The following is a 24,345-nucleotide window of genomic DNA, read 5'->3' as shown; positions in this document are numbered from 1 at the left end:
TCTCAGTTTGGCACATTCGATGCCGTCAAGTAGGAGCGTCCATTTCATCGTCCATGCGGCTCACCCGGCGAAGCCGCCCACCTCAGCGCAGTTTTTGACGCCGGAAAGATGCTTCGTCCTGTACTTAATGCGTTTGTCAGTAGTCTGAATCAAAAGCGCTCTTGACTCTTAATATTACAAACCGAACTTATCGGCGTCGCGCCAGGCGGGAAAAGCTTCACGGTAGCTTTGCAGCGCTTCCAGCGATAATTCGGCGTCAAGGCGTGCAGGCTGATGCTCAGGGGCCGAGGCCAGAATTGCGCCTTGTGCGTCGATAATCAGGCTGTCGCCCTGATAGCTGTGGCCGTTGCCGTCGGTGCCGACGCGGTTGCAGCCCGCCACGTAAGCCTGATTTTCAATCGCCCGCGCCGCCAGCAGGGTTTTCCAGTGCTGCGCGCGCGGTGCCGGCCAGTTGGCGACGTACAGCGCCAGATCGTAATCCTGACGATTGCGGGACCATACCGGAAAGCGCAAGTCGTAGCAGATCAGCGGCATAATCCGCCAGCCGCGCCATTCCACGATTTCCCGCGTCTGGCCGGACTGGTAATACTCATGCTCGCCCGCCATGCGGAACAGGTGACGCTTATCGTACTGGTACAGCCGTCCCTGCGGGTCGGCCAGCAGAAAGCGGTTAACCGCCCCTTTGTCGCTCTGCACCGCCACGCTGCCGCCTACCAGCGCATTGTTGCGCTGCGCCCACTGTTTCAGCCAGGCTTCTACCACCGGCTGTTCCAGGCTGCTTTTGGCCGCTTCCATGGCAAAACCGGTGGTGAACATTTCCGGCAGCACGATCAGGTCGCGGTCGGTAATCTCGCTTAACAGGCCGTCAAAATGGCTCAGGTTGGCAGGACCATCCATCCACACCAACGGTTGTTGTAACAGGGTGACCTTTAAAGTTGACATAAACGCTCCGCAGCCGCATCCAGGGTTGATTCCTGCTTGGCAAAGCATAACCGAATCAGCGTATGAGGGAAGGGGGCGTCACAGAAAACGGACAGTGGGATCGCCGCCACGCCGACATGCTCGGTCAGCCAGCGGCAGAAACTGACGTCATCCTGGCTGGAAATGGCGCGGTAGTCCGCCAGCAGGAAGTAGGTGCCTTCACAGGGCAGGATATCCAGCCGACTGGCCGCCAGCGCGTTAACGAAGCGGTCGCGTTTGGCGCGATAAAAGTCCGGCAGTTCGCGCCAGTGTTGCGGCTGCTGTTGCAGCATATCGGCAATCGCCAGCTGCGCCGGGGTGTTGACGGAAAAGGTCAGGTATTGGTGAACTTTACGTACTTCGGCGCTGAGTAGCGCCGGGGCAATGCAATAACCCACCTTCCAGCCGGTCATGTGGTAGGTTTTGCCAAATGAGGAGACCGCGATGGCCCGCTGGCGTAATTCAGGGTGCGCCAGCACGCTGGCGTGGCCGTCGGCGGCAAAGCAAATGTGTTCGTAAACTTCGTCGCTCAGCACGTAAATAGCGCGGCTGGCGATGGCCTGCCAGAGCTGGTTGAAATCGTCCTGCCGCCAAACGGTGGCGGATGGATTATGCGGCGTATTGACGATCACCAGCCGGGTACGGTCGTTCAGTAAGTCGCCGAATGCCGCCCAATCGACGTGAAACGCCGGCGGTTGCAGGGCGATTCGCTTCAGCACGCCGCCCGCCAGTTGTACCGCCGGGGCGTAACTGTCGTAGCTGGGATCAAAGCAGACAACTTCATCGCCCGGCCGCACCAGTGCGCTGATGGCGGCAAACAACGCTTCGGTAGCACCGGCGGTAACCGTGACTTCACTGTCGGCATCCGGCTGCCAGCCATAGAGCGCGGCGGTCTTTTCCGCAATCGCCTGACGCAGCGGCGCCACGCCGGTCATCGGCGCGTACTGATTCGCCCCCTGACTAACGTGATAGGCCAGACGCTGTTTCAGGTAGTCGGGGCCGTCAAAATCCGGAAACCCTTGCGACAGGTTAATCGCCTGATGCTGCTGCGCCAAAGCGCTCATCTGGGTAAAAATAGTGGTGCCGAGGGAAGGGAGTTTGCTGTCGGGGATCAGTGCGGCGCTCATGGCTGAAAAAGGACTCCTGCAAGCCTGTTATTGCTGCCACTATATACAGGATGTTAGTATTTGGCAATCAAGACGCTTGGACGTTTAAACGGCTAAATTCCGTAATTGGCTAAGCTATAACCAAACATAATAAGCAGGCTCATTAACGGGTTTCATCCCTGGTGACAACCGCGTGACGCCTTCACCTGTACAGGACGATTTATGAGTGATACCTCACAACTGGATGCCCTGGTGGCCGCCTGCCGCTGGATCGGCGAGAAAGGCTGGTGCCCGGCGACGGGCGGTAATATGTCCGTTCGTCTGGATGAACGGCAATGCCTGATTACCGAATCCGGTAAAGACAAAGGCAGCCTGAGTGCGGAAGATTTTTTGCGGGTCGATATCGCGACGAATCACGTACCGAGCGGTCGCACGCCGTCGGCGGAAACCGGCTTGCATACGTTGCTTTATCGCTTGCTTCCGGCGGTCGGTGCGGTACTGCATACCCATTCGGTCAACGCCACGGTGCTGTCGCGGGTAGAAAAAAGCGCAGCATTGGTGTTGCAGGGCTACGAAATGCAGAAGTCGCTGAGCGGCCAACGTACTCACCTGGATGCGGTAGCGATCCCGATTTTCGATAACTCTCAGGATATTCCGGCACTGGCGCAGCGGGTTGCGGCCCATCATGAGGTCGCGGCGCTGCATTACGGTTTGCTGGTGCGCGGGCACGGCCTGTACTGCTGGGGCAATGATGTAAAAGAGGCTCGCCGCCATCTGGAAGGGCTGGAGTTCCTGTTCGAGTGTGAATTGCAACGACGTTTACTGGAGACGAAATGATCAAGGCGATTGTCACCGACATAGAAGGCACCACCAGCGATATCCGCTTCGTACACAACGTGTTATTCCCGTATGCCCGCGCGCGTCTGGCCGATGCGGTGGCGCAGGCGGAGCGCGACCCGGAGATCGCCGCGGCGCTGACGCTAGCGCGTCAGGAACTGGGGCAGCCGGACGCCACGCCCACCCAGTTGCTGGCGGCGTTCAATCAGTTCATGGATGAAGACCGCAAATCGCCGGCATTGAAGTTGTTGCAGGGCATTATCTGGCGCAGCGGTTACCGTAACGGCGATTTTCGCGGCCATGTGTATAGCGATGTCGCGCCGCAGTTGCGGGCCTGGCGTGAGCAGGGCATCGCGCTGTATGTCTACTCGTCCGGGTCGGTGCAAGCGCAGCATCTGCTGTTTGGCCACAGCGACGAGGGCGATTTACGGCCGCTGTTTAGCGGTTATTTCGATACCGGCGTCGGCGCCAAACGTGAAGTGGCATCCTATCGGAACATCGCCGGTGCGATTGGGCTGCCTGCCGACGAGGTGCTGTTCTTGTCCGATATTCGTCAGGAACTGGATGCCGCCGCACAGGCGGGCTGGCACACCTGCCAGTTGATCCGTGATGACGCCGATGCCGACAGCCTGCATCGTCAGGTAAACCGTTTTGATCAGTTAGATCTGAACGCCTATCAGGCCAACTCACAGGAGAACCCGTCATGAGCGCCTTAACTATTTTCAGTGATACCGATGCCGGTCAGCCGGTGTGGCAAAGCCACGATGCCGATGCGATCGTTCAGCAACTGAGCGCTATCAATGTGCGTTTTGAACGCTGGCAGGCTGACCGCGACCTGATCGCCAACCCTTCTGCCGAGGAGGTGCTGGCGGCGTATCAGCATGAGATCGATAAACTGGTGGCGGAGAAAGGCTATCAGAGTTGGGATGTCATCAGCATACGTGCCGATAACCCGCAAAAAGCGGCATTGCGTACCAAGTTTCTGTCGGAACATACCCACGCCGAAGATGAAGTGCGTTTCTTCGTGGAAGGGGCCGGCTTGTTCTGCCTGCATGTGGACGGGCGGATTTTTCAGATCCTGTGTGAAAAGAACGATCTACTGTCGGTGCCTGCCGGTATACCGCATTGGTTCGATATGGGTTCTGAACCGCATTTCACCGCCATTCGTTTGTTCAACAACCCGGATGGCTGGATTGCACACTTCACCGGCGATACCATCGCCGACGCGTACCCGAAACTGGCGTAATCGTGTTGCAGGCCGTGCCGGAATACATCCGCGCACGGCCTGTTCTCTGAGCTGCTTTTATTACCCGCGTCTTATCTCGCCTTATCCGGCCAGCGGGTGCTGAAAAATGCCGGCGCTAACCTGTTCCGGGGTGATCATGCCGCTATCCAGCACCCAGCCGCTGATAAGCGCCGCGGGCGTGACGTCGAACGCCGGGTTGTACACCGGCGCGTTGTGCGGCGCCCACTGGCACTGACCGAAACTACCGGCCACGCCGGTGACTTCGCCGGCCGCACGTTGTTCGATCGGAATCGCGTTGCCGTTCGGGCAGTGCGGATCGTGGGTGGTGTGGGGGGCGGCGACATAAAATGGAATACCGTGGTAATGCGCCAGCACCGCCAGGCTGTAAGTCCCGATTTTGTTGGCGACGTCACCATTAGCGGCGATGCGATCCGCACCGACCCAGATGGCATCGACCTGGCCTTGCGCCATCAGCGACGCGGCCATCGAGTCGCAGATCAAGTGATAAGGGATAGCCAATTCACCCAATTCCCAGGCGGTCAGCCGCCCGCCCTGCAACAACGGACGGGTTTCATCTACCCAGACTTTCTCCACGTTACCCTGTCGATGAGCACGCAGGATGACGCCGATTGCCGTCCCGACGCCCGCCGTCGCCAGCCCGCCGGTGTTGCAGTGGGTTAACAGGCGGCTACCCGGTTTCACCAGCGCGGCGCCGTTATCGGCGATGCGTTCGCACAGCGCTTTATCTTCCTCAATCAACCGCAGCGCTTCCTGCGTCATGGCGTTGACGAAATCATCGGCCGCCAGCGCCTGCTTCATGCGATCCAGATTATTCATCAGGTTGACGGCGGTTGGGCGGGAAGCCCGCAGCGTCTCCAGTGCCTGCGCCAACTGTGGCCGGGATTGACCCTGCTCCGCCAGCAACGCCAGCAGCAGGCTGGCGGACAACCCAATCAGCGGTGCGCCGCGTACCCGCAGAGTACGAATATGACTGACCAGCGCCTCGACGTCCGGACAGGGGCACCAGATTTTTTCCTGCGGTAACGCCTGTTGGTCAAGGATCCACAATTGATTATCGACGAGGCGAAGACTGGTGGTGTTAACGGTTTGCATGGGTGGTTAAATCCGTGTTGCGTTATTGCATCAGGATTCTTATTCTGCCAATATGCGATACAGATGTATAGACGTCCAAACGCTTTTATGTCTAAAAGCAGGGCGCGCATAGCAGGCAAACACAAACGCACATAAACGAGGTGGGTCATGTCGCTTTACCGTACTTTTAACGCGGACGATGCCGTGCAGTATGCCCGTCAATATGGTGGGGTTGCGGATCCGCAGTCGTTGATAGCAGCCGATGAAATCGGCGACGGTAACCTGAATCTGGTGTTCAAGATCCGCGATACGCAGGGCATCAGCCGGGTGATCGTCAAGCAGGCGTTGCCGTATGTTCGCTGTGTCGGCGAGTCCTGGCCGCTGACGCTGGATCGCGCCCGTATCGAAGCGGAAACGCTGTTGGCACATGCGCAGTACTGCCCGCAATATACGGTGACGGTGTTGCACCATGATCCGGCACTGGCGGTGATGGTGCAGGAAGACTTATCTGACCACGAGATCTGGCGGCGCGAACTGGTGAAAGGGCATGACTACCCGCAAGCGGCGGCGCAACTGGGGGAATATCTGGCGCAGGCACTGTTCCATCATTCGGATTTCTATCAGTCTCCCCATGACAAAAAGGCAGCGGTAAGCCGTTTTACCAACCCGGAATTGTGCCAGATAACGGAAGATCTGTTCTTCACCGATCCGTACATCGAGCATGAGCGCAACCAGTTCGACCCGGCGCTGCTGCCTGATGTGCTGGCCTTGCGCGACGACACGCCGCTCCGCTGTGCGGTCGCCGCGCTTAAACATGCCTTTTTGAGTAAAGCGCAAGCGCTGCTGCACGGTGATATTCACAGCGGATCGATTTTTGTGGCGGAAAATCGCCTGAAGGTGATCGACGCCGAATTCGGTTTTTACGGCCCGATCGGGTTTGATCTCGGCACGGCGATCGGCAACCTGCTGTTGAATTATTGCGGGTTGCCGGGATTATTGCCGCCGCGTGAGGCGTCTGCTGCGCGGGAGCGGCGTCTGGCGGATACCGTGGCGCTGTGGCAGACCTTCGCTAACCGCTTTGCGGCGCTGAGCCATGAGAAAAGCCGTGACCCGGCGCTGGCGACGAAGGGGTACGTTGAGCGCTTCCTGCAGCAGGTGTGGCAGGACGCGGTGGGCTATTGCGGCACCGAACTGATTCGCCGCACCATCGGGCTGGCGCATGTCGCTGATCTCGATACCATCGCCGACGATGCCGCTCGTCAATACTGCCAGCGCCATGCCATTCAGCTTGGCAAAACGCTGATTCTGGCCGCGGCGCATATCGACGGCCCTGAAGCCCTGCTGGCGCGGGTGCGTCAGAGCGGTGCCTGAGCCTGATAGCAAAAACACGGCGCCTTTTGCGGATAAAAGGCGTCGTGCCTTGTTTCAGGCTGCCGTATCGGCAGGCAGTCGTTGCTCGGCCACCACCTTGTGCGCGCTCAGCGCGTCCGGGGCAAAATCATCGACGTTGATGGAACGTAGCCGACTGGCTTCCGCCTGTATCAATACGCTGGCTTCTTCCGGCGTAATCACCCCTTCCGCCAGCCCGTGTTCCGCCAGTTTATCCAGTTGCATAAAGGGCAGCGGGTAACCTGCCGATTGCGATAAACGCTGATAAATCGGCTCGGCCGCCAGAATATCCTGCAATGCCTGTTCCAACTGCGCCGCCGGGTGATGTGCGCCGGTTTTCAGGTAGAGCCCGCGGCCCAGGCGGCTACGGGTTGCTGACGGCGCCTGCAACAGCCTGGCCAGTTGATGGTCTAGCTGGTCGCTGGGGGCCTCGCCGGCGTGGCCGGACGGGAAAATCATTCCGTGCAGCAACCGGGCTACCAGCTTGTTGGGGAAGTTGCGCAGCAGATCGATGATGGCCTGTTCCGCCTGATGCAGGCAATCCTGCACTCCCCAGTGCACCAGCGGCAGGTCAGCCTGCTGGCGGCCTTCTTCGTCGTAGCGCTTCAATGTGGCGGAAGCCAGATACAACTGGCTCAGTACGTCACCCAGACGGGCGGAAAGGCGTTCGCGGCGTTTCAGGCTGCCGCCCAGCACGCCCATCGAGACATCTGCCAGCAACGCCAGATTGGCGCTTAGCCGGTTCATGCGCTGGTAGTAGCGGCGGGTGACATCGTTGACCGGCGCGCGGCTGGTGCGCCCGTTGGTCAGGCCCAGCCACAGGCTGCGTATCGCGTTGCCGCCGATGTGCCCAAGATGGCCGAACAGTGCCCGGTCAAACGCTTTCAGGTCATTGTCCTGCGCGGCGCCCATCTCTTTCAGTATATAGGGATGGCAGCGAATGGCGCCCTGCCCGAAAATAATCATACTGCGGGTCAGAATATTGGCGCCTTCGACGGTGATGGCGATCGGCGCACCCTGATAGTGACGGGCGACAAAGTTGGACGGCCCCAGGCAGATGCCTTTGCCGCCGGTGATATCCATCGCATCAATAATGCCGCGCTGGCCGCGGTGGGTGCAGTGATACTTGACGATGGCAGACAGCACCGACGGCCGTGCGCCTTGCATAATGCCGCTGGTGATAAGCGTTGCGGCGGCATCCATCACGTAGGCGTTGCCGGCCATGCGCGCCAGCGGCTCTTCAATGCCTTCCATTTTGCCGATCGGCAGTTTGAACTGGCGGCGGATACGGGCGTAAGCACCGGTCGCCAGCGCCACGCTTTTCAGGCCGCCGGTCGCGTTGGACGGCAGCGTGATGCCGCGCCCGACGGACAGGCATTCCATCAGCATCCGCCAGCCCTGGCCCGCCATGTGCGGCCCACCAATGATGTAATCCAACGGAACGAAAATGTTTTCGCCCTGCGTCGGGCCATTCTGGAACGGAATATTAATCGGGAAGTGACGGCGGCCAATTCTGACGCCTTCGGTGTGTGTGGGGATCAGCGCGCAGGTAATGCCGATATCATCCTGGTTGCCCAGCAGGTGATCCGGGTCGTACAGCCGGAATGCCAGACCGAGCACCGTCGCGACCGGCGCCAGCGTAATATAGCGTTTATTCCAGGTCAGCCGCATTCCCAACACCTGCCGGCCCTGCCAATGGCCGTAACACACCACACCCAGATCGGGGATGGCGCCGGCATCGGACCCGGCTTCCGGACTGGTCAGCGCGAAGCAGGGAATGTCGTCGCCGCGCGCCAGCCGCGGCAGGTAGTGATTCTTCTGTTCGTCGGTACCGTAGTGTTGGAGTAGTTCTCCGGGGCCGAGTGAGTTAGGAACACCGACGGTGATCGCCAGAATGCTGGAAACGCCGGCCAGTTTTTGCAGCACCATCGCCTGTGCGTAAGCGGAAAATTCCAGTCCGCCGTACTCTTTTTTGATGATCAGCGCAAAGAAGCGGTGTTGTTTCAGGAACGCCCACAGTTCAGGCGGTAAATCGGCGCGCTCGTGGGTGATTTCAAAATCATTCGCCAGACGGCAGGCTTCTTCCACCGGCCCGTCCAGAAACGCTTGTTCTTCCGGGGTTAGCACCGGGTGCGGGTAGGCGTGCAGGGTACGCCAGTCCGGCGTGCCGCGAAACAGTTCGCCTTCCCACCAGGTGGTGCCGGCATCAATCGCTTCTTTTTCCGTTTTCGACATCGGCGGCATAACCCGCCGGAATGCCGTCAGTGCCGGTGCGGAAATAAATCGTTGCCGCCACGGCGTGACCAGTAATGGCGCCAGCAACAGCCCGAGCGGCACCAGCAGCCAGGGCGACCATAGCTGTAGCGCCGCCATGGCGACAACCCAAAGCACCAGCAATGCGCTGCTCAGCCACAGTGATCTTCGGTGGTAGAACAATGCGCCGATAAGCATTAAAACGATCAGGATACTGACTGCAACCATGATTTTATTCTCCAGTCCGTATAATCAGTTCACGCCTTGTGGTCTGACCTGTTGGTATAGTCTGTTTTTAGTTCAGTGAAATGTTTTTATCAATTTTCTTACAACATAATTACAACTTGACTCACAAAGTCACATTCGCAGAGGGCCGCTGATGCGCAGTGCCGCCGTTTGGCAATTGTCTGCTTCTCGTGGTTTGGGTGATCCGCTACACTGCACGGCAATACAGGTTATGTCTCTTTATCGCTGGCTTGCCGGTAACCGAGCCTGCCGCGACCTACGCAGCATCAGGGGACATAGCCTACATATCATGATGTCATTGAATGAGAGGATTCCATGTACCAGGACTTAATCCGTAATGAGCTGAAAGAAGCGGCATCCACGCTGAACACATTTTTAAGTGACGACGCCAATATTCAGGCGATTCAGGATGCGGCGGTTTTGCTGGCGGATGCCTTTAAAGCCGGCGGAAAGGTCATCTCCTGCGGCAATGGCGGCTCTCATTGCGACGCCATGCATTTCGCTGAAGAACTGACCGGTCGTTACCGTGAAAACCGCCCCGGCTACCCGGCTATCGCGATTTCCGACCCGAGCCACCTGTCCTGCGTCAGCAACGATTTCGGCTATGACTTCGTGTTCTCCCGTTATGTCGAGTCGCTGGGGCGTGAAGGGGATGTGCTGCTGGGTATTTCCACCTCCGGCAATTCCGGCAACATCATCAAGGCAATCAGCGCTGCACGCGCTAAACGTATGAAAGTGATTACGTTGACCGGTAAAGACGGCGGCAAAATGGCCGGCACCGCCGATGTGGAAATTCGTGTACCGCACTTCGGTTATGCCGACCGTATTCAGGAAGTGCATATCAAGGCTATCCACATTCTGATTCAACTGATTGAAAAGGAAATGGCCGGCAGCTGATCGCCTCATCAGGCGCGACAGTTAAAGGAACCCTACGTCGTTAAAGGAACCGGACATGTGTGAACTGCTTGGGATGAGTGCCAACGTCCCAACGGATATCTGTTTCAGCTTTACCGGCCTGATGCAGCGGGGCGGCCGTACCGGGCCGCACCGCGATGGCTGGGGAATTACGTTCTACGAAGGAAACGGCTGCCGTACCTTCAAAGATCCGCTGCCCAGCTTCAACTCGCCGATTGCCGAATTGGTGCAGAACTATCCGATCAAATCCCGCGCGGTGGTTTCCCATATTCGCCAGGCTAACCGCGGCGCAGTGGCGCTGGAAAATACCCACCCGTTTACCCGCGAGCTGTGGGGCCGAAACTGGACCTTTGCCCACAACGGCCAACTGAAAGGGTATCGCCGCCTGAAAACCGGTCATTTTCGTCCGGTCGGGGAAACCGATAGCGAATATGCTTTTTGCTGGTTGTTGTATCAGTTGTCGCAACGCTATCCGCGCACGCCGTCCAACTGGCCGGCGGTGTTCCGTTATATCGCCACGCTGGCGGATCAACTACGCAAGAAAGGCGTATTCAACATGTTGCTGTCGGACGGGCAGTTCGTGATGGCGTTCTGTTCGACCAAACTGCACTGGATCACCCGGCGAGCGCCGTTTGGTAAGGCGACCTTGCTGGATGATGACGTGGAGATAGACTTCCAGCAGCAGACCACACCGAATGATGTGGTCACGGTGCTGGCGACTCAGCCGTTGACCTGCAACGAAACCTGGCATCCGATTCAGCCAGGCGAATTCGTCTTATTTTGTTTTGGCGAGCGTATAATTTGACGCCGGTTGAGCCGCGGGCGAGGACTGGTTAACCACATACTGCCCGTTAAGCACCGATACCGCCGGCGGTTGATGGGTCCGGTTGAAGTAGGCATAGCCCGGCTGCAGCTGACTCCAGAATTTGTAATAGTTGGAGCGGCTGTGGCGTTTCATGTTCTGCTCGGTCATGCGGAACGGGTAAATCGCCAGCTCTACTTTTTGCTGCCCGTTGCGCAGCGCTTTCTCCACGTAGGTGTAAATCTCTTCGATGTATTTATTGGTCATGGCATAGCAGCCGATAGACACGCACTCGCCGTGAATCATCAGGTAGCGGCCGGAATAACCATGCGCGCGGTCATACTCGTTCGGGAAACCGACGTTAATCGCACGATAATAATGGCTATCTGGCTTAAGTTGTCTCAAATCAACCTGATAGAACCCTTCCGGGCTTTTAAAGTCGCCTTCGGTCATTTTGGGGCCAAGACCGCCGGAGTATTTACAAATCGGGTAACTCTGTACCAGTTTGTATTCGCCGCCAATCATGGCATAAAGCTCCAGAACCCGCTCTTCCTTGAAGATCTGAATATAAACCGGTGAACCGGTAACCTGCTGTTTGGTTTCGGTCGCCACCGGTGAGAGCGGGTTGGCGTAGCTGCTGTTGATGGCGACGGAAGGCAAAATAAACAACATCGCAAGCGAAAACGCGACTTTGTGCATTGTTAATCCTGATTATTAGCGCTGTTATTTTATACCCGTCATATTTCAGGTCGCCGGGCGCGCTTCAAACGCCTGTATGTTGCCCGGCAACGCAAAATTATGGGGGATTCTGAATACGGTATATGGCGATGACGCCCCGCATGTTTTTTATCTGTCAGGCTTGGTCCTGCCATTAGGCTATGCCCCGTAGCGGGAGATAGTCTGATGTCAAGTCGCGCCCCCACATTATCACCGTATCTGTTTTATTCAGGAAGGAAAAAAGAATAAAAAATCGGACTATTCCTGCCGATAGCACCTCCTGCCGATAGAATTTCCCGCTGATGAAATTTCCCACTGATAGAATCTCCCGCTGATAACCCCGTCGCTCGGTTGATGTGCGGCCCCGAGCCGCAGAAGGCTTGCTCGTGGCTAATGTTGACTGTATATTCATACAGTTTTCGGGGGGGCGATGCGCAAAATCATTCATGTCGATATGGATTGCTTTTACGCCGCAATAGAGATGCGGGATAATCCGCGCCTGCGCGATATTCCGCTGGCGATTGGCGGCAGCGCTGATCGTCGTGGCGTGATTTGCACCGCCAACTATCCGGCTCGTCGCTATGGTGTGCGCAGCGCGATGGCAACGGCTACCGCGTTGCGGCTCTGCCCTCATTTGACGCTATTGCCCGGCCGTATGGACGAGTACAAAGCGGTCTCCGGCCAGATCCGTGAGATTTTTTCCCGCTACACGTCGTTGATTGAGCCGCTGTCGCTGGATGAAGCGTATCTTGATGTGACCGACAGCCCCTATTGCGGCGGTTCAGCGACGCTGATGGCGCAGGAAATTCGCCAGGCGATTTTTAATGAATTGCACCTGACTGCGTCGGCCGGTATTGCACCGATCAAGTTTCTCGCCAAAGTCGCCTGCGAACAAAACAAACCCAACGGGCAGTATGTCATTTCACCTGTGCAAATGGAGGCGTTTCTGCTGGCGTTGCCGCTGGAAAAAATTCCCGGCGTCGGTAGTGTAACCGCCAGACGACTGGCCGAGTGCGGCTTGCACACCTGTGCCGATGTTCGCCGCTACGCGCTGAGCGAACTGCTGCGGGAATTCGGGAAGTTCGGCCGGGTGTTGTGGGAACGTTGTCATGGTATTGATGAACGCCAGGTTTCGCCGGATCGCCTGCGAAAATCGGTCGGGGTGGAAAAAACGCTGGCGCAGGATATTTACGACTGGGCGGCTTGTGAAGCGTTGGTCGAACGGCTGTATGACGAGCTTGAACTGCGCTTGCGGCGTGTTCGCCCGGATCTGCATATTGCCCGGCAAGGGGTCAAACTCAAATTCGATGATTTTCGCCAGACGACGCAGGAACATGTCTGGCCGGTGTTGAATAAGCCGGATTTGCTGAGGCTGGCGCGGGAGAGCTGGGAGCAGCGACGCGAAGCGAGAGGGGTTCGGCTGGTTGGGTTGCATGTGTCGTTGATCGACCCGCAACTCGAGCGGCAATTGATATTACCATGGGATTGAAACCGGCGACGGGATATTACACGTCGTAGACCGGCGCGTGGTGGTGAATAAGGCAGGCGAGTGATGCCCGCTCAGGGGCATCACTCGTGCGGGTTACGCGCGTTCCGGAATAGCTTTCAGCAGCGCCGTCAGTAGTTTCCAGTACAGGCCGACGCTGGCGATATGAACCTGTTCATCCGGCGAGTGAGGCCCGGTGATGGTCGGCCCAATCGAAACCATATCCATGTCCGGATACGGTTTCTTGAACAAGCCGCACTCCAGCCCGGCATGAATCACCATAATGTTCGGGGTTTTGTCGAACAGCTTCTGGTAGGTTTCGCGTACCAGGTGCATCACCGGCGACTGTGCATCCGGCTGCCAGCCTGGGTAACCGCCCTTGGCCTGGGTCTCGGCACCAGCCAGTTCGCCCAGCGAAGTGAGCATACTGACGACATAGTCTTTGCCGCTGTCGACCAATGAGCGAATCAGGCAGTGAATTTCAGCCTGTGCATCGGTCATGCTGACTACGCCGACATTCAGCGACGTTTCCACGACGCCTTTCACATCATCACTCATGCGGATCACGCCGTTCGGCATACTATTCAGCAGAGCGATAAAACGGTCGCGGCTGGCGGTGGTCAACGCGGCTGATGTGTTGTCTGCCGTTTCCAACAACAGGGTGATGTTTTTTTCTACCGCGGCGAGTTCGTGCTTTAGCACCGCCAGATAAGCTTGCGCCGCGGTCTTCAGGGCATCCGCCTTGTCGGCCGGCACCGCCAGCGTAATCGCCCCTTCGCGCGGAATGGCGTTACGCAGCGTACCGCCGTGCAAATCGATAACGCGCAGATCCAGTTCCGCGGCGTGTTGCGCCAGAAAACGCGCCAGCAGTTTGTTGACGTTGCCGAGGCCCAGGTGGATATCGCAGCCGGAATGGCCGCCTTTCAGCCCTTTGATGACCAGTGTCATCGTCTGGTAACCGGCCGGAACCGCTTCACGCTGCAATGCCAGGCGGGTCAGAAAATCAATACCGCCGGCGCAACCCATGTAAATTTCGCCTTCCTCTTCGGAATCGGTATTGATCAGGATGTCGCCCTGTAGCCAGTTGGGTTGCAGGCCGAACGCCCCGTCCATGCCGGCTTCTTCCGTCATGGTCAGCAGAACTTCCAGCGGCCCGTGTTCTACGTTGTCGTCAGCCAGAACGGCCAGAGCGGAAGCCATACCGATACCGTTGTCTGCACCCAGCGTGGTGCCGCGCGCCTTGATCCACTCGCCATCGATATAGGGCTGGATCGGATCGGTCGTGAAATCATGTACCGTGTCGTTGTTTTTCTGCGGCACCATGTCCAGATGCGCCTGGAGAACCACTGCCTTACGGTTTTCCATGCCGGGCGTCGCCGGTTTACGCAGCAGAATATTGCCTACCTGATCACGTTCCGTATGAAGGCCGCGCTCCTGCGCCCAGGACAGAATATAGGTCGCCAGTGCTTCTTCATGGTAAGAAGGATGCGGAATAGAACAGATTTTGGCGAAAATATCCCACAGCGGCTGTGGGGAGAGTTGAGACAAGACAGACACTATTTAATTAACCTCTCCAGTTAAGCACTCACGCGATAAACAGCGTGTGATGCCGGAACAACATCGTTATTAATCGCCTGAGGACGCAGGCATGTTAGGACAGAATACCACTTTCTCGTGATCGTAGAGAATGTCCGCGGCATAAGGATTATGCATGGCCGCGCGGTATAGGGCGGCGTCGTGCGTGGTGGTGGCGGCGGTAGACGAGAATCAGGGGAAGAGAGGTGACTCTCTTCCTGTGCTTGGTGATTAATCGTGACGACGGCGCGTATCGGAAGCGGTGTCGTGATGACGTGTTGCCACCGGAATCAAAGCCGGCTGTCGTTGACGCAGCAGGCGTAAGCTGATGCTCAGTTCAAAGCAGAACAACATCAGTATGGTGATGACAAAGAAAGGGGCGAGCACGTCCAGTTGTGCGAGGAGGAAACTGTCAAGAATCGTCATGGGTGTTCTCCTGGCTGTTTTTTGTTCTCCTTGGTTGTAACGTATTCGTAACATGGCGTCTAATAACTTTTTCACATTACGAACGGCTAATTAATTACGGTGAGTTACCATTTGACCGTGTGCGCATAAATACTGGTTTTTGTCCGACCAGCTATCTATAATCTCGCGCAACCTTATTTTCCCCTTCTGACTCTGATTAAGCCGACGATACTGTTGGCTGGGATATGTTTTATGAGTGAAAAGTACATCGTCACCTGGGATATGTTGCAAATCCATGCCCGTAAACTGGCTCAGCGTCTGCTGCCGGCCGAACAGTGGAAAGGCATTATTGCCGTGAGCCGTGGCGGCTTGGTTCCGGGAGCCTTGCTGGCTCGCGAAATGGGTATTCGCAATGTCGATACCGTGTGTATCTCCAGCTACGATCATGACAACCAGCGCGAACTGAAAGTGTTGAAACGTGCTGAAGGCGACGGTGAAGGCTACATCGTGATTGATGATTTGGTGGATACCGGCGGCACCGCCAAAGCGATCCGCGAGATGTACCCGAAAGCCCACTTTATCACTATTTTCGCCAAACCGGCCGGTAAACCGCTGGTAGACGACTACGAAGTCGATATCCCGCAGGATACCTGGATTGAGCAGCCGTGGGATATGGGCGTGGTGTTTGTGCCGCCTTTGGTTGGGCGTTAATCCATCGCCGCATTGATTGCCAACGCGCCCGGTTATGCCGGGCGCGTTTGTTTTCGTCGATAGACTTACGCGGTATATAGAATTACGCGGTATGAAGCAAGGATTGCGCAGTATCGGTGTTTTTCGCCGCCATGCTCCGGTAAGCTGTTTCTTTACATCATCACCATTCTTTCTCTCTTTGATTCGTCCACGGAGGCTGCTGTGATTCAGGCCAACCTGTCCGAAACGCTGTTTAAACCATCGATAAACCATCAGGAAACTTCCACGCTGATTCAGCGCTCTCGCAATGCGAGCGGCGCGGCGGTGATGCACTCGGCTTTGGAGGGCGAAAATACCCGCAACTGGTATCGGATGATCAACCGCCTGCTGTGGATCTGGCGTGGTGTGCACCCGTGGGAGATTGAAGAAGTGCTGTCGCGCATTGCCGCCAGTCAGGCGGAACGTAGCGACGACCAGCGGCTGGATACGGTGATAGGCTATCGGGGCGGCAACTGGATCTACGAATGGGTATCGCAAGGTATGCGCTGGCAGCAGCAGGCCGGGCACCATTCGCAGTGTGAGCAGGCAGGCCAGTGCTGGTTAAACGCCGCCAATCTGTACAGTATCGCCGCTTATCCTCATCTCAAAGGGGATGGACTGGCGGAACAGGCCCAGACGCTGGCTAATCGCGCGTATGAAGAGGCCGCTAATTATCTCTCCTACGAACTGAAAACCCTGACTTTTCCGATAGAAGGCGGTGGGCAACTGACCGCTTTCCTGCATCTGCCTGCTCAGGGAACGGCACCGTTTCCGACCGTACTGATCTGCGGCAGCCTGGACATGCTGCAGTGCGATTATCACCGTTTGTTTCAGGATTATCTGGCTCCGGCGGGGTTCGCGATGCTGACGGTAGATATGCCGTCGGTAGGATTTTCGTCACGCTGGAAACTGGATCAGGATTCCAGTTTTCTGCATCAACAGGTTGTCCGTGCGTTACCGGATGTGCCCTGGATTGATCATACCCGCGTCGGCGCTTTTGGGTTCCGTTTTGGGGCGAATATCGCAGTGCGGCTGGCGTATCTGGAAGCCGGTCGATTGCGGGCTGTGGCCTGTCTTGGGCCGATTGTGCATCACCTGCTTTCGGATGCCCAGCGCCAGCGCCAGGTGCCGGATATGTTCATGGATGTGCTGGCCAGCCGTCTTGGCATGACCTACTCTTCGGATGCGGCGTTGTTGATGGAGATGGGGCGTTACTCCCTCAAAACACAAGGATTGCTGGGGCGGCGCTGCCCAACGCCGATGCTTTCCGGCTACTGGAAAGACGACCTGATTAGCCCGCCGGAAGAATCGCAACTGATCGTCAATTCGTCACAGCAAGGGAAATTGCTGGCGCTGAACTTTTCACCGGTATATCAGACGTTTCATCTGGCGTTGCAACAGATGACCGACTGGTTGCGCCGGCAGTTGCGGTAATCCCGGCATGTTGAGTGTGCGGTAGCTGCCGACATGCCAACCAATACCACGCCGTTACTTATGAATAAACCGCGCCTTTTTTTACCGCCATGTACCTTTCGGCAGATGAACATCAGCGCTCTGTTGCAGGCTGACACACATATTACGGATTTTAGTGTTGACGTGTGTAACTGTAGATTGATAAATAAATAACTGTAAATAAGTAGTTTTTCTTATCAATTGACGCGTCGGTGTGACATGGCTCGCGCCCTGAAACGACGGACGCAAAAAAACTTGAACCCGTGTCAGCAGTTCTGGCAGGTTGATTGACTCCGTCGCTGTGAATGCTTGGAAGTCTTCTGATTTAAAGGAGGGTGTCATGGCAGTGAAAAGCAGGCTCATCAAGAAATTTGCCTCATTGGGGCCGTATTTGCGTGAAGATCAGTGCGAAGAAAACCGTTTTTTCTTTGATTGCCTGGCGGTTTGTGTCAATGTAAAACCCGCGCCGGAAAAGCGAGAGTTTTGGGGCTGGTGGCTTAATCTGGAATGGCAGGAGCAAACCCTGTTTTATACCTATCGCATCGGCCTGTTCGATAAGGCTGGCAACTGGCGCGAAGAAACCATCAAAGATATTGAGGTACATGAGAAAGTGCTGGCTACCCGTGAAGATTTCCATACCCGCCTGCAGGCGCTGGTAGAACAACTCGACCCACCTTTTTCCCTCTCCGCACGACCATGATGCTGTCCGGCATCGCGCCGGAGCCTGGGGTTTTCGCGTTGTGCTGGTTGGCATAGCGCGTCTCTCCTGTTACAACGTTTTTTCATCCTTATTGTTTATAGTTCAACGCAACGGCAGAAATATTATGAGTGGCAGCCAGACTTTGGTTGTAAAACTGGGCACCAGCGTGCTGACCGGCGGTTCACGCCGCCTCAACCGCGCCCATATTGTTGAGCTGGTGCGCCAGTGCGCCCAGCAGCATGTCGCAGGGCATCGCATTGTGATTGTGACTTCCGGGGCGATTGCCGCCGGCCGCGAGCATCTGGGATACCCGGAACTACCACCGACCATCGCCACCAAGCAGTTGCTGGCGGCGGTGGGGCAGAGCCGGTTAATTCAACTGTGGGAACAACTGTTCTCCATCTATGGCATCCATATTGGCCAGATGCTGCTGACCCGTGCCGACCTGGAAGACCGGGAGCGTTTCCTCAATGCCCGCGATACCATGCGTGCCCTGCTCGACAATAACATTGTTCCGGTGATTAACGAGAACGATGCGGTGGCGACGGCGGAAATCAAAGTCGGTGATAACGATAACCTGTCGGCGCTGGCCGCCATGCTGGCGGATGCCGATAAACTGCTGCTGTTGACCGATCAGACCGGGCTGTTCACCGCCGACCCGCGCACGAACCCCGAGGCGGAGCTTATCCGTGAAGTGCAAGGCGTGACCGACGAACTGCGTCAGATTGCCGGCGGCAGCGTCTCCGGCCTGGGCACGGGCGGTATGTCTACCAAATTGCAGGCTGCCGACGTGGCGTGCCGTTCCGGTATCGAAGTGGTGATTGCCGCAGGCAACCGCGCCGGCGTGATTGCCGATGTGATTAACGACGTCTCGGTCGGCACCCGCTTCCACGCGCTGGAAACCCCGCTGGAAAGCCGTAAACGCTGGATCTTCGGGGCGCCGCCAGCCGGTGAGATTATCGTTGATGACGGCGCGCTGGCCGCCATGCTGGAGCGCGGTAGCTCACTGTTGCCGAAAGGCATCCGTGAGGTGGCGGGCAATTTCTCCCGTGGCGAAGTCATTCGTATCCGCAGTCTGAACGGGCGTGATCTGGCCCATGCCGTGACCCGTTACAACAGCGACGCGCTGCGCATGATAGCCGGGCACCACTCCCAGGAGATTGCCGAAATCCTGGGGTATGAATACGGCCCGGTCGCGGTTCATCGCGATGACATGATCATTATTTGAGGAACACACCATGCTTGAGCAAATGGGGCAGGCGGCCAGAGCAGCCTCTTATCAACTGGCGGCGCTGAGCACCAGCCAGAAAAATAAGGCGTTGATGACGATAGCGGATCTGCTGGAAGCCCAGCGCGACGCCATTCTTTTCGCCAACGAGCAGGATCTGGCGCAGGCCAGAGAAAACGGCATGAGCGAGGCGTTGTTGGATCGGTTGCAACTGACTCCGGCGCGCTTGAAAGCGATTGCCGACGATGTGCGTCAGGTGTGCCGCCTCAATGACCCGGTCGGCGAAGTGATGGATGGCCGGATGCTGGACAACGGCCTGAAACTGGAGCGTCGCCGTGTGCCGCTTGGGGTGGTGGGGGTGATTTATGAAGCCCGGCCGAACGTGACGGTGGATGTCGCCAGCCTGTGCCTGAAAACCGGCAACGCGGTGATATTGCGCGGCGGTAAAGAGACCTATCGCACCAACGCCGCTACGGTAAAAGTGATTCAGCAGGCGCTCACCGAATGCGGCTTACCCGCCGCCGCGATCCAGGCGATTGAAAGCCCGGATCGTGAGCTGGTCAACCAACTGCTGAAGCTCGATCGCTACGTGGATATGCTGATCCCGCGCGGTGGTGCCGGGCTGCACAAACTGTGCCGCGAGCAGTCCACCATTCCGGTGATTACCGGCGGCATCGGCGTGTGCCATATGTTTGCCGACGACAGTATTGATTTTGAAAAAGCGCTGACTGTTATCGAAAGCGCCAAAATACAGCGCCCCAGCGCTTGCAACAGCCTGGAAACCCTGTTGGTGCACCAGACGATTGCCGCACGTTTTCTGCCGCTGCTCAGTGAGAAAATGGCGCAGGCCAACGTCACGCTGCACGCCAGCGACAGCGCCATGCCGTATCTGGCGAACGGGCCGGCCACGGTCATCGCCGTCAACGAGCAGGATTACGATGACGAATGGCTCTCCAACGATCTCAACGTCACGTTGGTTGAGGACATGGCGGCGGCGATTGCCCACATTCGCCGGCACGGCACCCAGCATTCCGATGCGATCCTGACGCGATCCATCAGCAACGCTGAACGTTTCGTGCGTGAAGTGGATTCCGCGGCAGTATACGTCAACGCCAGCACCCGCTTTACCGACGGCGGCCAGTTTGGCCTTGGCGCGGAAGTGGCGGTCAGCACCCAGAAGCTGCACGCCCGCGGCCCAATGGGGCTGGAAGCGCTCACCACCTACAAATGGATTGGTTACGGCGACGATCTGGTTCGCGCGTGAACCCCATCGTGCCCGGCAGCCGCGAGAGCGTGCCTGCCGGGCCGGGCGCTTAGAAAACCATCAGACGATACGCACAAGTATTGACTTACCGTAATGATTTGACTAGTTTGTCACCCCGTAGTTCATCGTCACGCACTCGCGGGACGCTCTCAGGGCCGATATAGCTCAGTTGGTAGAGCAGCGCATTCGTAATGCGAAGGTCGTAGGTTCGACTCCTATTATCGGCACCATCTAAATCAATAACTTATCACAAATTCCTAAATCGATTTTTACGCTGGGGTTACACTGAGGTTACGTTTCGCCGTGTGCTGAACCGGGTTTACCGACGTTGTGAACAGGCTTGAATCGCTATCGTGCCGGGCGGGTTGTTTGTGTTTATCCACCAACGATATGCAGGGTTAACTCAGCGGCTTGAGCCTGAAAGGGATGCTGTTAAGCACCTGGGCGGGGTCAAGCGCCAGAAAAGCAGCCTGTTAAACACCGGGCCTTGGTATTAGCATTGCCTGTTTTTTAAGCGTACAACTGGATGTTTATTATCATGTACATTAAAATGATTACTATAACAGACGTTTTACAGGTGATTTATGGAACGCATTCTTGCTGAAAAATCTATCAACATCACCGAGTTAAGAAAAAACCCGGCGAAATATTTTATTGATGAACCTGTCGCGGTGCTATCGAACAACCGTCCGGCTGGCTACATGGTCAGCGCTAAGGTGTTTGAAGAACTGATCGACTTGTTGGAAGAGAAGCAGGGTAGGGTGTATACCGCTGCGCGTTTTCGTCCAAGCGCTGAACGGTTAAGCGAGATTGCGCAGAACGGGAAGACATTACTGCAAAACGCCTCTGACAAGGATCTGACCGAGTTCACGGAATGAGCATCAGGATTTTCAAATCAACGCTTATCCGCCAGCAATTGAGCCCGCAAGAGCTGGATGATTTGGTGGCGGATTTTCTGTCGTATAAAAAAGAGGGCGTGTTGCCGGATACCTTTGGCCGTGAAGCCCCTTACGATGATGACCGCACCTATCCCCTGGTGAAAGAAGAACAGGTAGCGCACATTCATCTTGCTGATGCGGATGCCCCTTTCCCGAAGTTTTTACGTCAGTTCAAACGAACCAGCGATCAGGCTCACTTGGTGTACTGCCAGGGGGCCAATGATCCAGATGCCTACCTGCTGATTATTATTCTGAAACCCGAAGCGCATAAGATGGCGCGAAATAATAACCACATGCACAAGATAGGCGTGATGGCCGAAGCATTCAGAATGACGTATTGATGTGTGCAAAAAACGCCCGATGAACCGGGGCGCAAAAGCCGTTGGGGGTATATTTGGGGGTATCAGTAAAGATAGAATGGATTATTTACTAAAATTATCAATAAATTAGTTTTTATATTCCATTCCTATTTCACCCGTGTGATTCGGTTGAGCCGATGCTGAGACCTAAACAACCGTTCCGAAATGTAGAGAATTTGTCCGAGTAAGTAGGTCATTCGGCGTCGTTTTTGCGATCTGAACAATCGCCAATTAGCCAAAGAAAAATGCCGGCAGATTGCCGGCATGAATGTTGATTTATGGTTAAATGCTCGCTTTAGGATAATCTGTATACCCCTCACTACCACCCCCATAGTATGTAGCGCGATTTGGAGTAGCCAGCGGCAATCCTTTTTGTAGTCTTTCTACCAAGTCAGGATTGGCAATAAAGGGCTGACCGAATGCCGCCATATCGACTACACCTTCGTCAATAAGGGACTCTGCCCGTTCCTTGGTCATGCGGCCAGCAAGAATCAACGTGCCAGTGTAAGCCTTCCGGAATTCACGCAGATACGCTTCGGAAATGTCGGAACTACCTGAACTGAAGTTATCGTTAAGGTGCACATAGGCCAGGTGGCGCTTCGACAACTCTTGTGCGATTACCAGATAAGTAGCCTCGCTTTCTGGATAGGCCGGCATATCGAAAACACGGTTATTTGGCGCAAGTCGAATGCCCACTTTGTCTGGACCGATCGCGTCGCTGACAGCATCAACAGTTTCAAGCAGGAAGCGGATACGATTCTCAAGAGTGCCACCATACTGATCGCAACGATCATTGATAACCGGATTGATGAACTGCTCAAAAAGGTAGCCGTTTGCGGCATGAATCTCGATACCGTCAAAGCCAGCTGCAATTGCATTTTTTGCCGCCTTCACAAAGTCTTGTGTTACGCGCGCAACTTCATCGGTTTCCAATGCTCTGGGTTCGCTCGGATCGGCGAAACCTTGCGTACCATCTTCATTGTTGATGAACGCCATGGTCTTGGGACTCTTTGCCGGCGCTTTGTTGGAAGAGCTCACGGGAGCGCCATGCTCAGGTTGTAGTGATGTGTGTGACATGCGACCGACGTGCCAAATTTGAGCAAAAATCACACCGCCTTCTTCATGCACAGCATTAGTTACCAATTTCCAACCAGTTACTTGCTCATCGGACCAAATTCCTGGTACCGCGATATAGCCCTGCCCCTCTGGCGACACGGGGGTCCCTTCGGAAACAATCAGCCCAGTAGCCGCTCTCTGGCGGTAATACAAAGCAGTCTGTTCGTTCGCTATTAGATTGGCATTGCGTGCGCGAGTCATGGGCGCCATCGCAACGTGGTTTTGAAGACGATAAGTACCCAACTGGTAAGTTTCATATAGTTTGGACAAGGTGTTCTCCTTTATCGACAAAGACTTTATTGACTATCACCTCATCTTGGCTGCATGAGAGGTTTTGTTACATCAGCTTGGATGCCCACTCGTGCTTTAAGGTTTTGCTCTATAACTACGGTGAGTTGATGAGCTCGAAACTAATCCAAATTGCGGCTGTCAATGTTCAGTTGGATTCTAGAGTAGAGGTGTCATGTGATAAATTAGCTTTTTTTCGCAGTACTTTAGACTATAGGTCTACAATAAGGTTGAGAATGAGCCGTTTGGAGTCGTTTGCCGATATACGTACATTCGTTGCCGCCGCGGAGTCGGCCAGCTTTACTGCCGCAGCCGAGGGGTTAAATGTTAGCAAGTCAGCTGTGGGCAAAAGCATAGCTCGACTGGAAGAGCGCCTTGGGGTCAAACTGTTTCATCGAACAACCCGGCGCATATCGCTAACTGCGGATGGCGAAGCGTATTATGTAACCTGTTCGTCAGCGCTAGCCGAAATTGTTGCGATTGAAGAAACGCTCTCCTCTCGCGCCGAAACACCAAGCGGCAGGTTGAGAATTGACTTACCAGCAGCATATGGCAGAAAGGTGATTCTGCCTTTGTTACTGAGAATGACCCAAGAGTACCCTCGGTTGAATCTCACAACGACGTTCAGCGATTATTTAATTGACCCAATCGAAGATGGTGTCGACTTGCTGATCCGATTCGGAGAAATTAAGGATACAAGCGATCTTGTTGCTCGGAGTTTGGGAAAGCAAAAGCTGAAGATCTGTGCCTCTCCTCAGTATTTACATAGAGCCGGATTGCCGGTAACAACACAGGATTTAATGGAGCATAAATGTGTCGTTGGCTACCGTCGTGGTCAACCTCTTAGTTGGTCAGTTCTTACCGAAGAGAACGAAGTCATTCGATTTGCCCCACCACCGACCCATCAAATGGGAGATGGAGAGGCAATTATTGCCGCTGCTCTATCTCATTGTGGACTTTGTCAGCTTCCCTCTTCTCTGGTTGATGAGTACCTTGAGCGGGGTGAGCTTGTTCATGTTTTACAAGAAACGACCACGTTTGTTGATGTCCACTTGGTCTGGCCTAAGACACGTCATGTATTACCGAAGGTCCGATGTGTCGTTGATGAATTGATAGCCCTACAAGAAGAAGGCTTGCTCAAATAGAAAAAGCGAGCGGCTACAGTTTCATGTTAGATGAGCTGATCTATAGCGTCTTGGTGTTATGGGGCTGAGTTGCTTTTTTGACAAACAATCGTAAGTT

At 55.7% G+C, this 24,345-nt stretch carries 23 protein-coding genes and 1 tRNA gene; 16 read left to right on the top strand and 8 right to left on the bottom strand.

Annotated features, from left to right (window positions below; translation table 11 throughout):
- Positions 1-174: 174 nt before the first annotated feature.
- Complete coding sequence (locus tag FDP13_RS18110; RefSeq protein ID WP_012768641.1) at positions 175-942, bottom strand: amidohydrolase; 768 nt, start codon at positions 940-942, stop codon at positions 175-177.
- Positions 930-2,087, bottom strand: coding sequence for a pyridoxal phosphate-dependent aminotransferase (locus FDP13_RS18105; RefSeq protein ID WP_143840073.1), 1,158 nt, complete (start codon positions 2,085-2,087; stop codon positions 930-932). The genes FDP13_RS18110 and FDP13_RS18105 overlap by 13 nt, the downstream gene beginning before the upstream one ends.
- A gap of 201 nt (positions 2,088-2,288) precedes the next feature.
- On the opposite strand from FDP13_RS18105, the gene FDP13_RS18100 reads away from it, so the two are divergent.
- The 3 genes from FDP13_RS18100 to FDP13_RS18090 are packed head-to-tail and all read left to right on the top strand — an operon-like array spanning position 2,289 to position 4,149.
- Positions 2,289-2,903, top strand: coding sequence for a methylthioribulose 1-phosphate dehydratase (locus FDP13_RS18100; protein WP_143840072.1), 615 nt, complete (start codon positions 2,289-2,291; stop codon positions 2,901-2,903).
- Positions 2,900-3,610, top strand: a complete 711-nt coding sequence (gene mtnC / locus FDP13_RS18095) for an acireductone synthase (protein ID WP_143840071.1) — start codon at positions 2,900-2,902, stop codon at positions 3,608-3,610. Before FDP13_RS18100 ends, mtnC begins: the two co-directional genes overlap by 4 nt.
- Entirely contained in the window at positions 3,607-4,149 is a 543-nt protein-coding gene (locus FDP13_RS18090) for an acireductone dioxygenase (protein WP_143840070.1), read from the top strand. The genes mtnC and FDP13_RS18090 overlap by 4 nt, the downstream gene beginning before the upstream one ends.
- Positions 4,150-4,230: 81 nt before the next feature.
- Here the strand turns inward: FDP13_RS18090 and mtnA are convergent, their stop codons facing one another.
- A complete protein-coding gene (gene mtnA, locus FDP13_RS18085) occupies positions 4,231-5,262 on the bottom strand; it encodes an S-methyl-5-thioribose-1-phosphate isomerase (protein ID WP_143840069.1) in 1,032 nt (343 codons plus the stop codon).
- A 147-nt stretch (positions 5,263-5,409) separates the two neighbouring features.
- Between mtnA and mtnK the strand changes: the two genes are divergently transcribed.
- Entirely contained in the window at positions 5,410-6,612 is a 1,203-nt protein-coding gene (gene mtnK / locus FDP13_RS18080) for an S-methyl-5-thioribose kinase (protein WP_143840068.1), read from the top strand.
- Between the two features lie 54 nt (positions 6,613-6,666).
- On the opposite strand, the gene fadE is transcribed toward mtnK, so the two are convergent.
- Positions 6,667-9,111 carry an acyl-CoA dehydrogenase FadE gene (gene fadE / locus FDP13_RS18075; RefSeq protein WP_143840067.1) on the bottom strand — a complete coding sequence of 815 codons (2,445 nt, stop codon included), beginning with the start codon at positions 9,109-9,111 and terminating at the stop codon, positions 6,667-6,669.
- Between the two features lie 333 nt (positions 9,112-9,444).
- On the opposite strand from fadE, the gene lpcA reads away from it, so the two are divergent.
- Together lpcA and FDP13_RS18065 are read left to right on the top strand one after the other, a co-directional pair.
- Entirely contained in the window at positions 9,445-10,026 is a 582-nt protein-coding gene (gene lpcA / locus FDP13_RS18070) for a D-sedoheptulose 7-phosphate isomerase (RefSeq protein WP_012768649.1), read from the top strand.
- Between the two features lie 55 nt (positions 10,027-10,081).
- A complete protein-coding gene (locus tag FDP13_RS18065) occupies positions 10,082-10,849 on the top strand; it encodes a class II glutamine amidotransferase (protein WP_143840066.1) in 768 nt (255 codons plus the stop codon).
- On the opposite strand, the gene dpaA is transcribed toward FDP13_RS18065, so the two are convergent.
- Positions 10,820-11,545, bottom strand: a complete 726-nt coding sequence (dpaA, locus tag FDP13_RS18060; RefSeq protein ID WP_012768651.1) for a peptidoglycan meso-diaminopimelic acid protein amidase — start codon at positions 11,543-11,545, stop codon at positions 10,820-10,822. The two genes, FDP13_RS18065 and dpaA, sit on opposite strands and share 30 nt — an antisense overlap.
- Positions 11,546-11,993: 448 nt before the next feature.
- On the opposite strand from dpaA, the gene dinB reads away from it, so the two are divergent.
- The gene (gene dinB / locus FDP13_RS18055; protein ID WP_143840065.1) at positions 11,994-13,052 is read left to right on the top strand and encodes a DNA polymerase IV; all 1,059 of its coding nucleotides are present in this window, start codon (positions 11,994-11,996) and stop codon (positions 13,050-13,052) included.
- A gap of 93 nt (positions 13,053-13,145) precedes the next feature.
- Here dinB and pepD read toward each other — a convergent pair whose 3' ends face one another.
- Together pepD and FDP13_RS18045 are read right to left on the bottom strand one after the other, a co-directional pair.
- The gene (gene pepD / locus FDP13_RS18050; RefSeq protein WP_143840064.1) at positions 13,146-14,606 is read right to left on the bottom strand and encodes a beta-Ala-His dipeptidase; all 1,461 of its coding nucleotides are present in this window, start codon (positions 14,604-14,606) and stop codon (positions 13,146-13,148) included.
- 249 nt (positions 14,607-14,855) lie between these two features.
- Positions 14,856-15,050, bottom strand: a complete 195-nt coding sequence (locus FDP13_RS18045; RefSeq protein ID WP_012768654.1) for a hypothetical protein — start codon at positions 15,048-15,050, stop codon at positions 14,856-14,858.
- Between the two features lie 231 nt (positions 15,051-15,281).
- On the opposite strand from FDP13_RS18045, the gene gpt reads away from it, so the two are divergent.
- From gpt to FDP13_RS18000, 8 genes are all read left to right on the top strand, one after another.
- Positions 15,282-15,740: a xanthine phosphoribosyltransferase gene (gpt, locus tag FDP13_RS18040; protein WP_012768655.1), complete on the top strand. Its 459-nt coding sequence runs from the start codon at positions 15,282-15,284 to the stop codon at positions 15,738-15,740.
- A 201-nt stretch (positions 15,741-15,941) separates the two neighbouring features.
- Positions 15,942-17,192 carry an esterase FrsA gene (gene frsA, locus FDP13_RS18035; RefSeq protein WP_012768656.1) on the top strand — a complete coding sequence of 417 codons (1,251 nt, stop codon included), beginning with the start codon at positions 15,942-15,944 and terminating at the stop codon, positions 17,190-17,192.
- A gap of 358 nt (positions 17,193-17,550) precedes the next feature.
- The gene (gene crl, locus FDP13_RS18030) at positions 17,551-17,910 is read left to right on the top strand and encodes a sigma factor-binding protein Crl (protein ID WP_012768657.1); all 360 of its coding nucleotides are present in this window, start codon (positions 17,551-17,553) and stop codon (positions 17,908-17,910) included.
- Between the two features lie 124 nt (positions 17,911-18,034).
- Positions 18,035-19,138 carry a glutamate 5-kinase gene (gene proB / locus FDP13_RS18025; protein WP_012768658.1) on the top strand — a complete coding sequence of 368 codons (1,104 nt, stop codon included), beginning with the start codon at positions 18,035-18,037 and terminating at the stop codon, positions 19,136-19,138.
- A 10-nt stretch (positions 19,139-19,148) separates the two neighbouring features.
- Positions 19,149-20,402 carry a glutamate-5-semialdehyde dehydrogenase gene (proA, locus tag FDP13_RS18020; RefSeq protein WP_143840063.1) on the top strand — a complete coding sequence of 418 codons (1,254 nt, stop codon included), beginning with the start codon at positions 19,149-19,151 and terminating at the stop codon, positions 20,400-20,402.
- 154 nt (positions 20,403-20,556) lie between these two features.
- A tRNA-Thr gene (locus FDP13_RS18015) sits at positions 20,557-20,632 on the top strand.
- Between the two features lie 354 nt (positions 20,633-20,986).
- A complete protein-coding gene (gene yafN / locus FDP13_RS18005; protein WP_143840062.1) occupies positions 20,987-21,280 on the top strand; it encodes a type I toxin-antitoxin system antitoxin YafN in 294 nt (97 codons plus the stop codon).
- Positions 21,277-21,681 carry a type II toxin-antitoxin system YafO family toxin gene (locus FDP13_RS18000; RefSeq protein WP_143840061.1) on the top strand — a complete coding sequence of 135 codons (405 nt, stop codon included), beginning with the start codon at positions 21,277-21,279 and terminating at the stop codon, positions 21,679-21,681. The genes yafN and FDP13_RS18000 overlap by 4 nt, the downstream gene beginning before the upstream one ends.
- Before the next feature lie 300 nt (positions 21,682-21,981).
- Here FDP13_RS18000 and FDP13_RS17995 read toward each other — a convergent pair whose 3' ends face one another.
- Positions 21,982-23,085 carry an alkene reductase gene (locus tag FDP13_RS17995; protein WP_143840060.1) on the bottom strand — a complete coding sequence of 368 codons (1,104 nt, stop codon included), beginning with the start codon at positions 23,083-23,085 and terminating at the stop codon, positions 21,982-21,984.
- A 254-nt stretch (positions 23,086-23,339) separates the two neighbouring features.
- Here FDP13_RS17995 and FDP13_RS17990 point away from each other — a divergent pair, with 254 nt between their 5' ends.
- Positions 23,340-24,248, top strand: a complete 909-nt coding sequence (locus FDP13_RS17990) for a LysR family transcriptional regulator (protein ID WP_143840059.1) — start codon at positions 23,340-23,342, stop codon at positions 24,246-24,248.
- Positions 24,249-24,345 lie beyond the last annotated feature (97 nt).

The organism is Dickeya sp. ws52 (assembly GCF_007210685.1).
Lineage (GTDB): Bacteria > Pseudomonadota > Gammaproteobacteria > Enterobacterales > Enterobacteriaceae > Dickeya > Dickeya chrysanthemi.
Note: the sequence above shows the minus strand (reverse complement) of the source record. Positions and strands in the feature narration are given on the sequence as shown.

Coding starts and splice junctions, on each gene's coding strand:
- proB (WP_012768658.1), top strand. CDS start 18,035: ATGAGTGGCAGCCAGACTTTGGTTGTAAAACTGGGCACCAGCGTGCTG.
- mtnK (WP_143840068.1), top strand. CDS start 5,410: ATGTCGCTTTACCGTACTTTTAACGCGGACGATGCCGTGCAGTATGCC.
- proA (WP_143840063.1), top strand. CDS start 19,149: ATGCTTGAGCAAATGGGGCAGGCGGCCAGAGCAGCCTCTTATCAACTG.
- FDP13_RS18105 (WP_143840073.1), bottom strand. CDS start 2,087: ATGAGCGCCGCACTGATCCCCGACAGCAAACTCCCTTCCCTCGGCACC.
- fadE (WP_143840067.1), bottom strand. CDS start 9,111: ATGGTTGCAGTCAGTATCCTGATCGTTTTAATGCTTATCGGCGCATTG.
- FDP13_RS18090 (WP_143840070.1), top strand. CDS start 3,607: ATGAGCGCCTTAACTATTTTCAGTGATACCGATGCCGGTCAGCCGGTG.
- FDP13_RS17990 (WP_143840059.1), top strand. CDS start 23,340: ATGAGCCGTTTGGAGTCGTTTGCCGATATACGTACATTCGTTGCCGCC.
- mtnC (WP_143840071.1), top strand. CDS start 2,900: ATGATCAAGGCGATTGTCACCGACATAGAAGGCACCACCAGCGATATC.
- yafN (WP_143840062.1), top strand. CDS start 20,987: ATGGAACGCATTCTTGCTGAAAAATCTATCAACATCACCGAGTTAAGA.
- FDP13_RS18100 (WP_143840072.1), top strand. CDS start 2,289: ATGAGTGATACCTCACAACTGGATGCCCTGGTGGCCGCCTGCCGCTGG.
- FDP13_RS18110 (WP_012768641.1), bottom strand. CDS start 942: ATGTCAACTTTAAAGGTCACCCTGTTACAACAACCGTTGGTGTGGATG.
- lpcA (WP_012768649.1), top strand. CDS start 9,445: ATGTACCAGGACTTAATCCGTAATGAGCTGAAAGAAGCGGCATCCACG.
- gpt (WP_012768655.1), top strand. CDS start 15,282: ATGAGTGAAAAGTACATCGTCACCTGGGATATGTTGCAAATCCATGCC.
- FDP13_RS18065 (WP_143840066.1), top strand. CDS start 10,082: ATGTGTGAACTGCTTGGGATGAGTGCCAACGTCCCAACGGATATCTGT.
- dinB (WP_143840065.1), top strand. CDS start 11,994: ATGCGCAAAATCATTCATGTCGATATGGATTGCTTTTACGCCGCAATA.
- crl (WP_012768657.1), top strand. CDS start 17,551: ATGGCAGTGAAAAGCAGGCTCATCAAGAAATTTGCCTCATTGGGGCCG.
- FDP13_RS18045 (WP_012768654.1), bottom strand. CDS start 15,050: ATGACGATTCTTGACAGTTTCCTCCTCGCACAACTGGACGTGCTCGCC.
- mtnA (WP_143840069.1), bottom strand. CDS start 5,262: ATGCAAACCGTTAACACCACCAGTCTTCGCCTCGTCGATAATCAATTG.
- FDP13_RS18000 (WP_143840061.1), top strand. CDS start 21,277: ATGAGCATCAGGATTTTCAAATCAACGCTTATCCGCCAGCAATTGAGC.
- dpaA (WP_012768651.1), bottom strand. CDS start 11,545: ATGCACAAAGTCGCGTTTTCGCTTGCGATGTTGTTTATTTTGCCTTCC.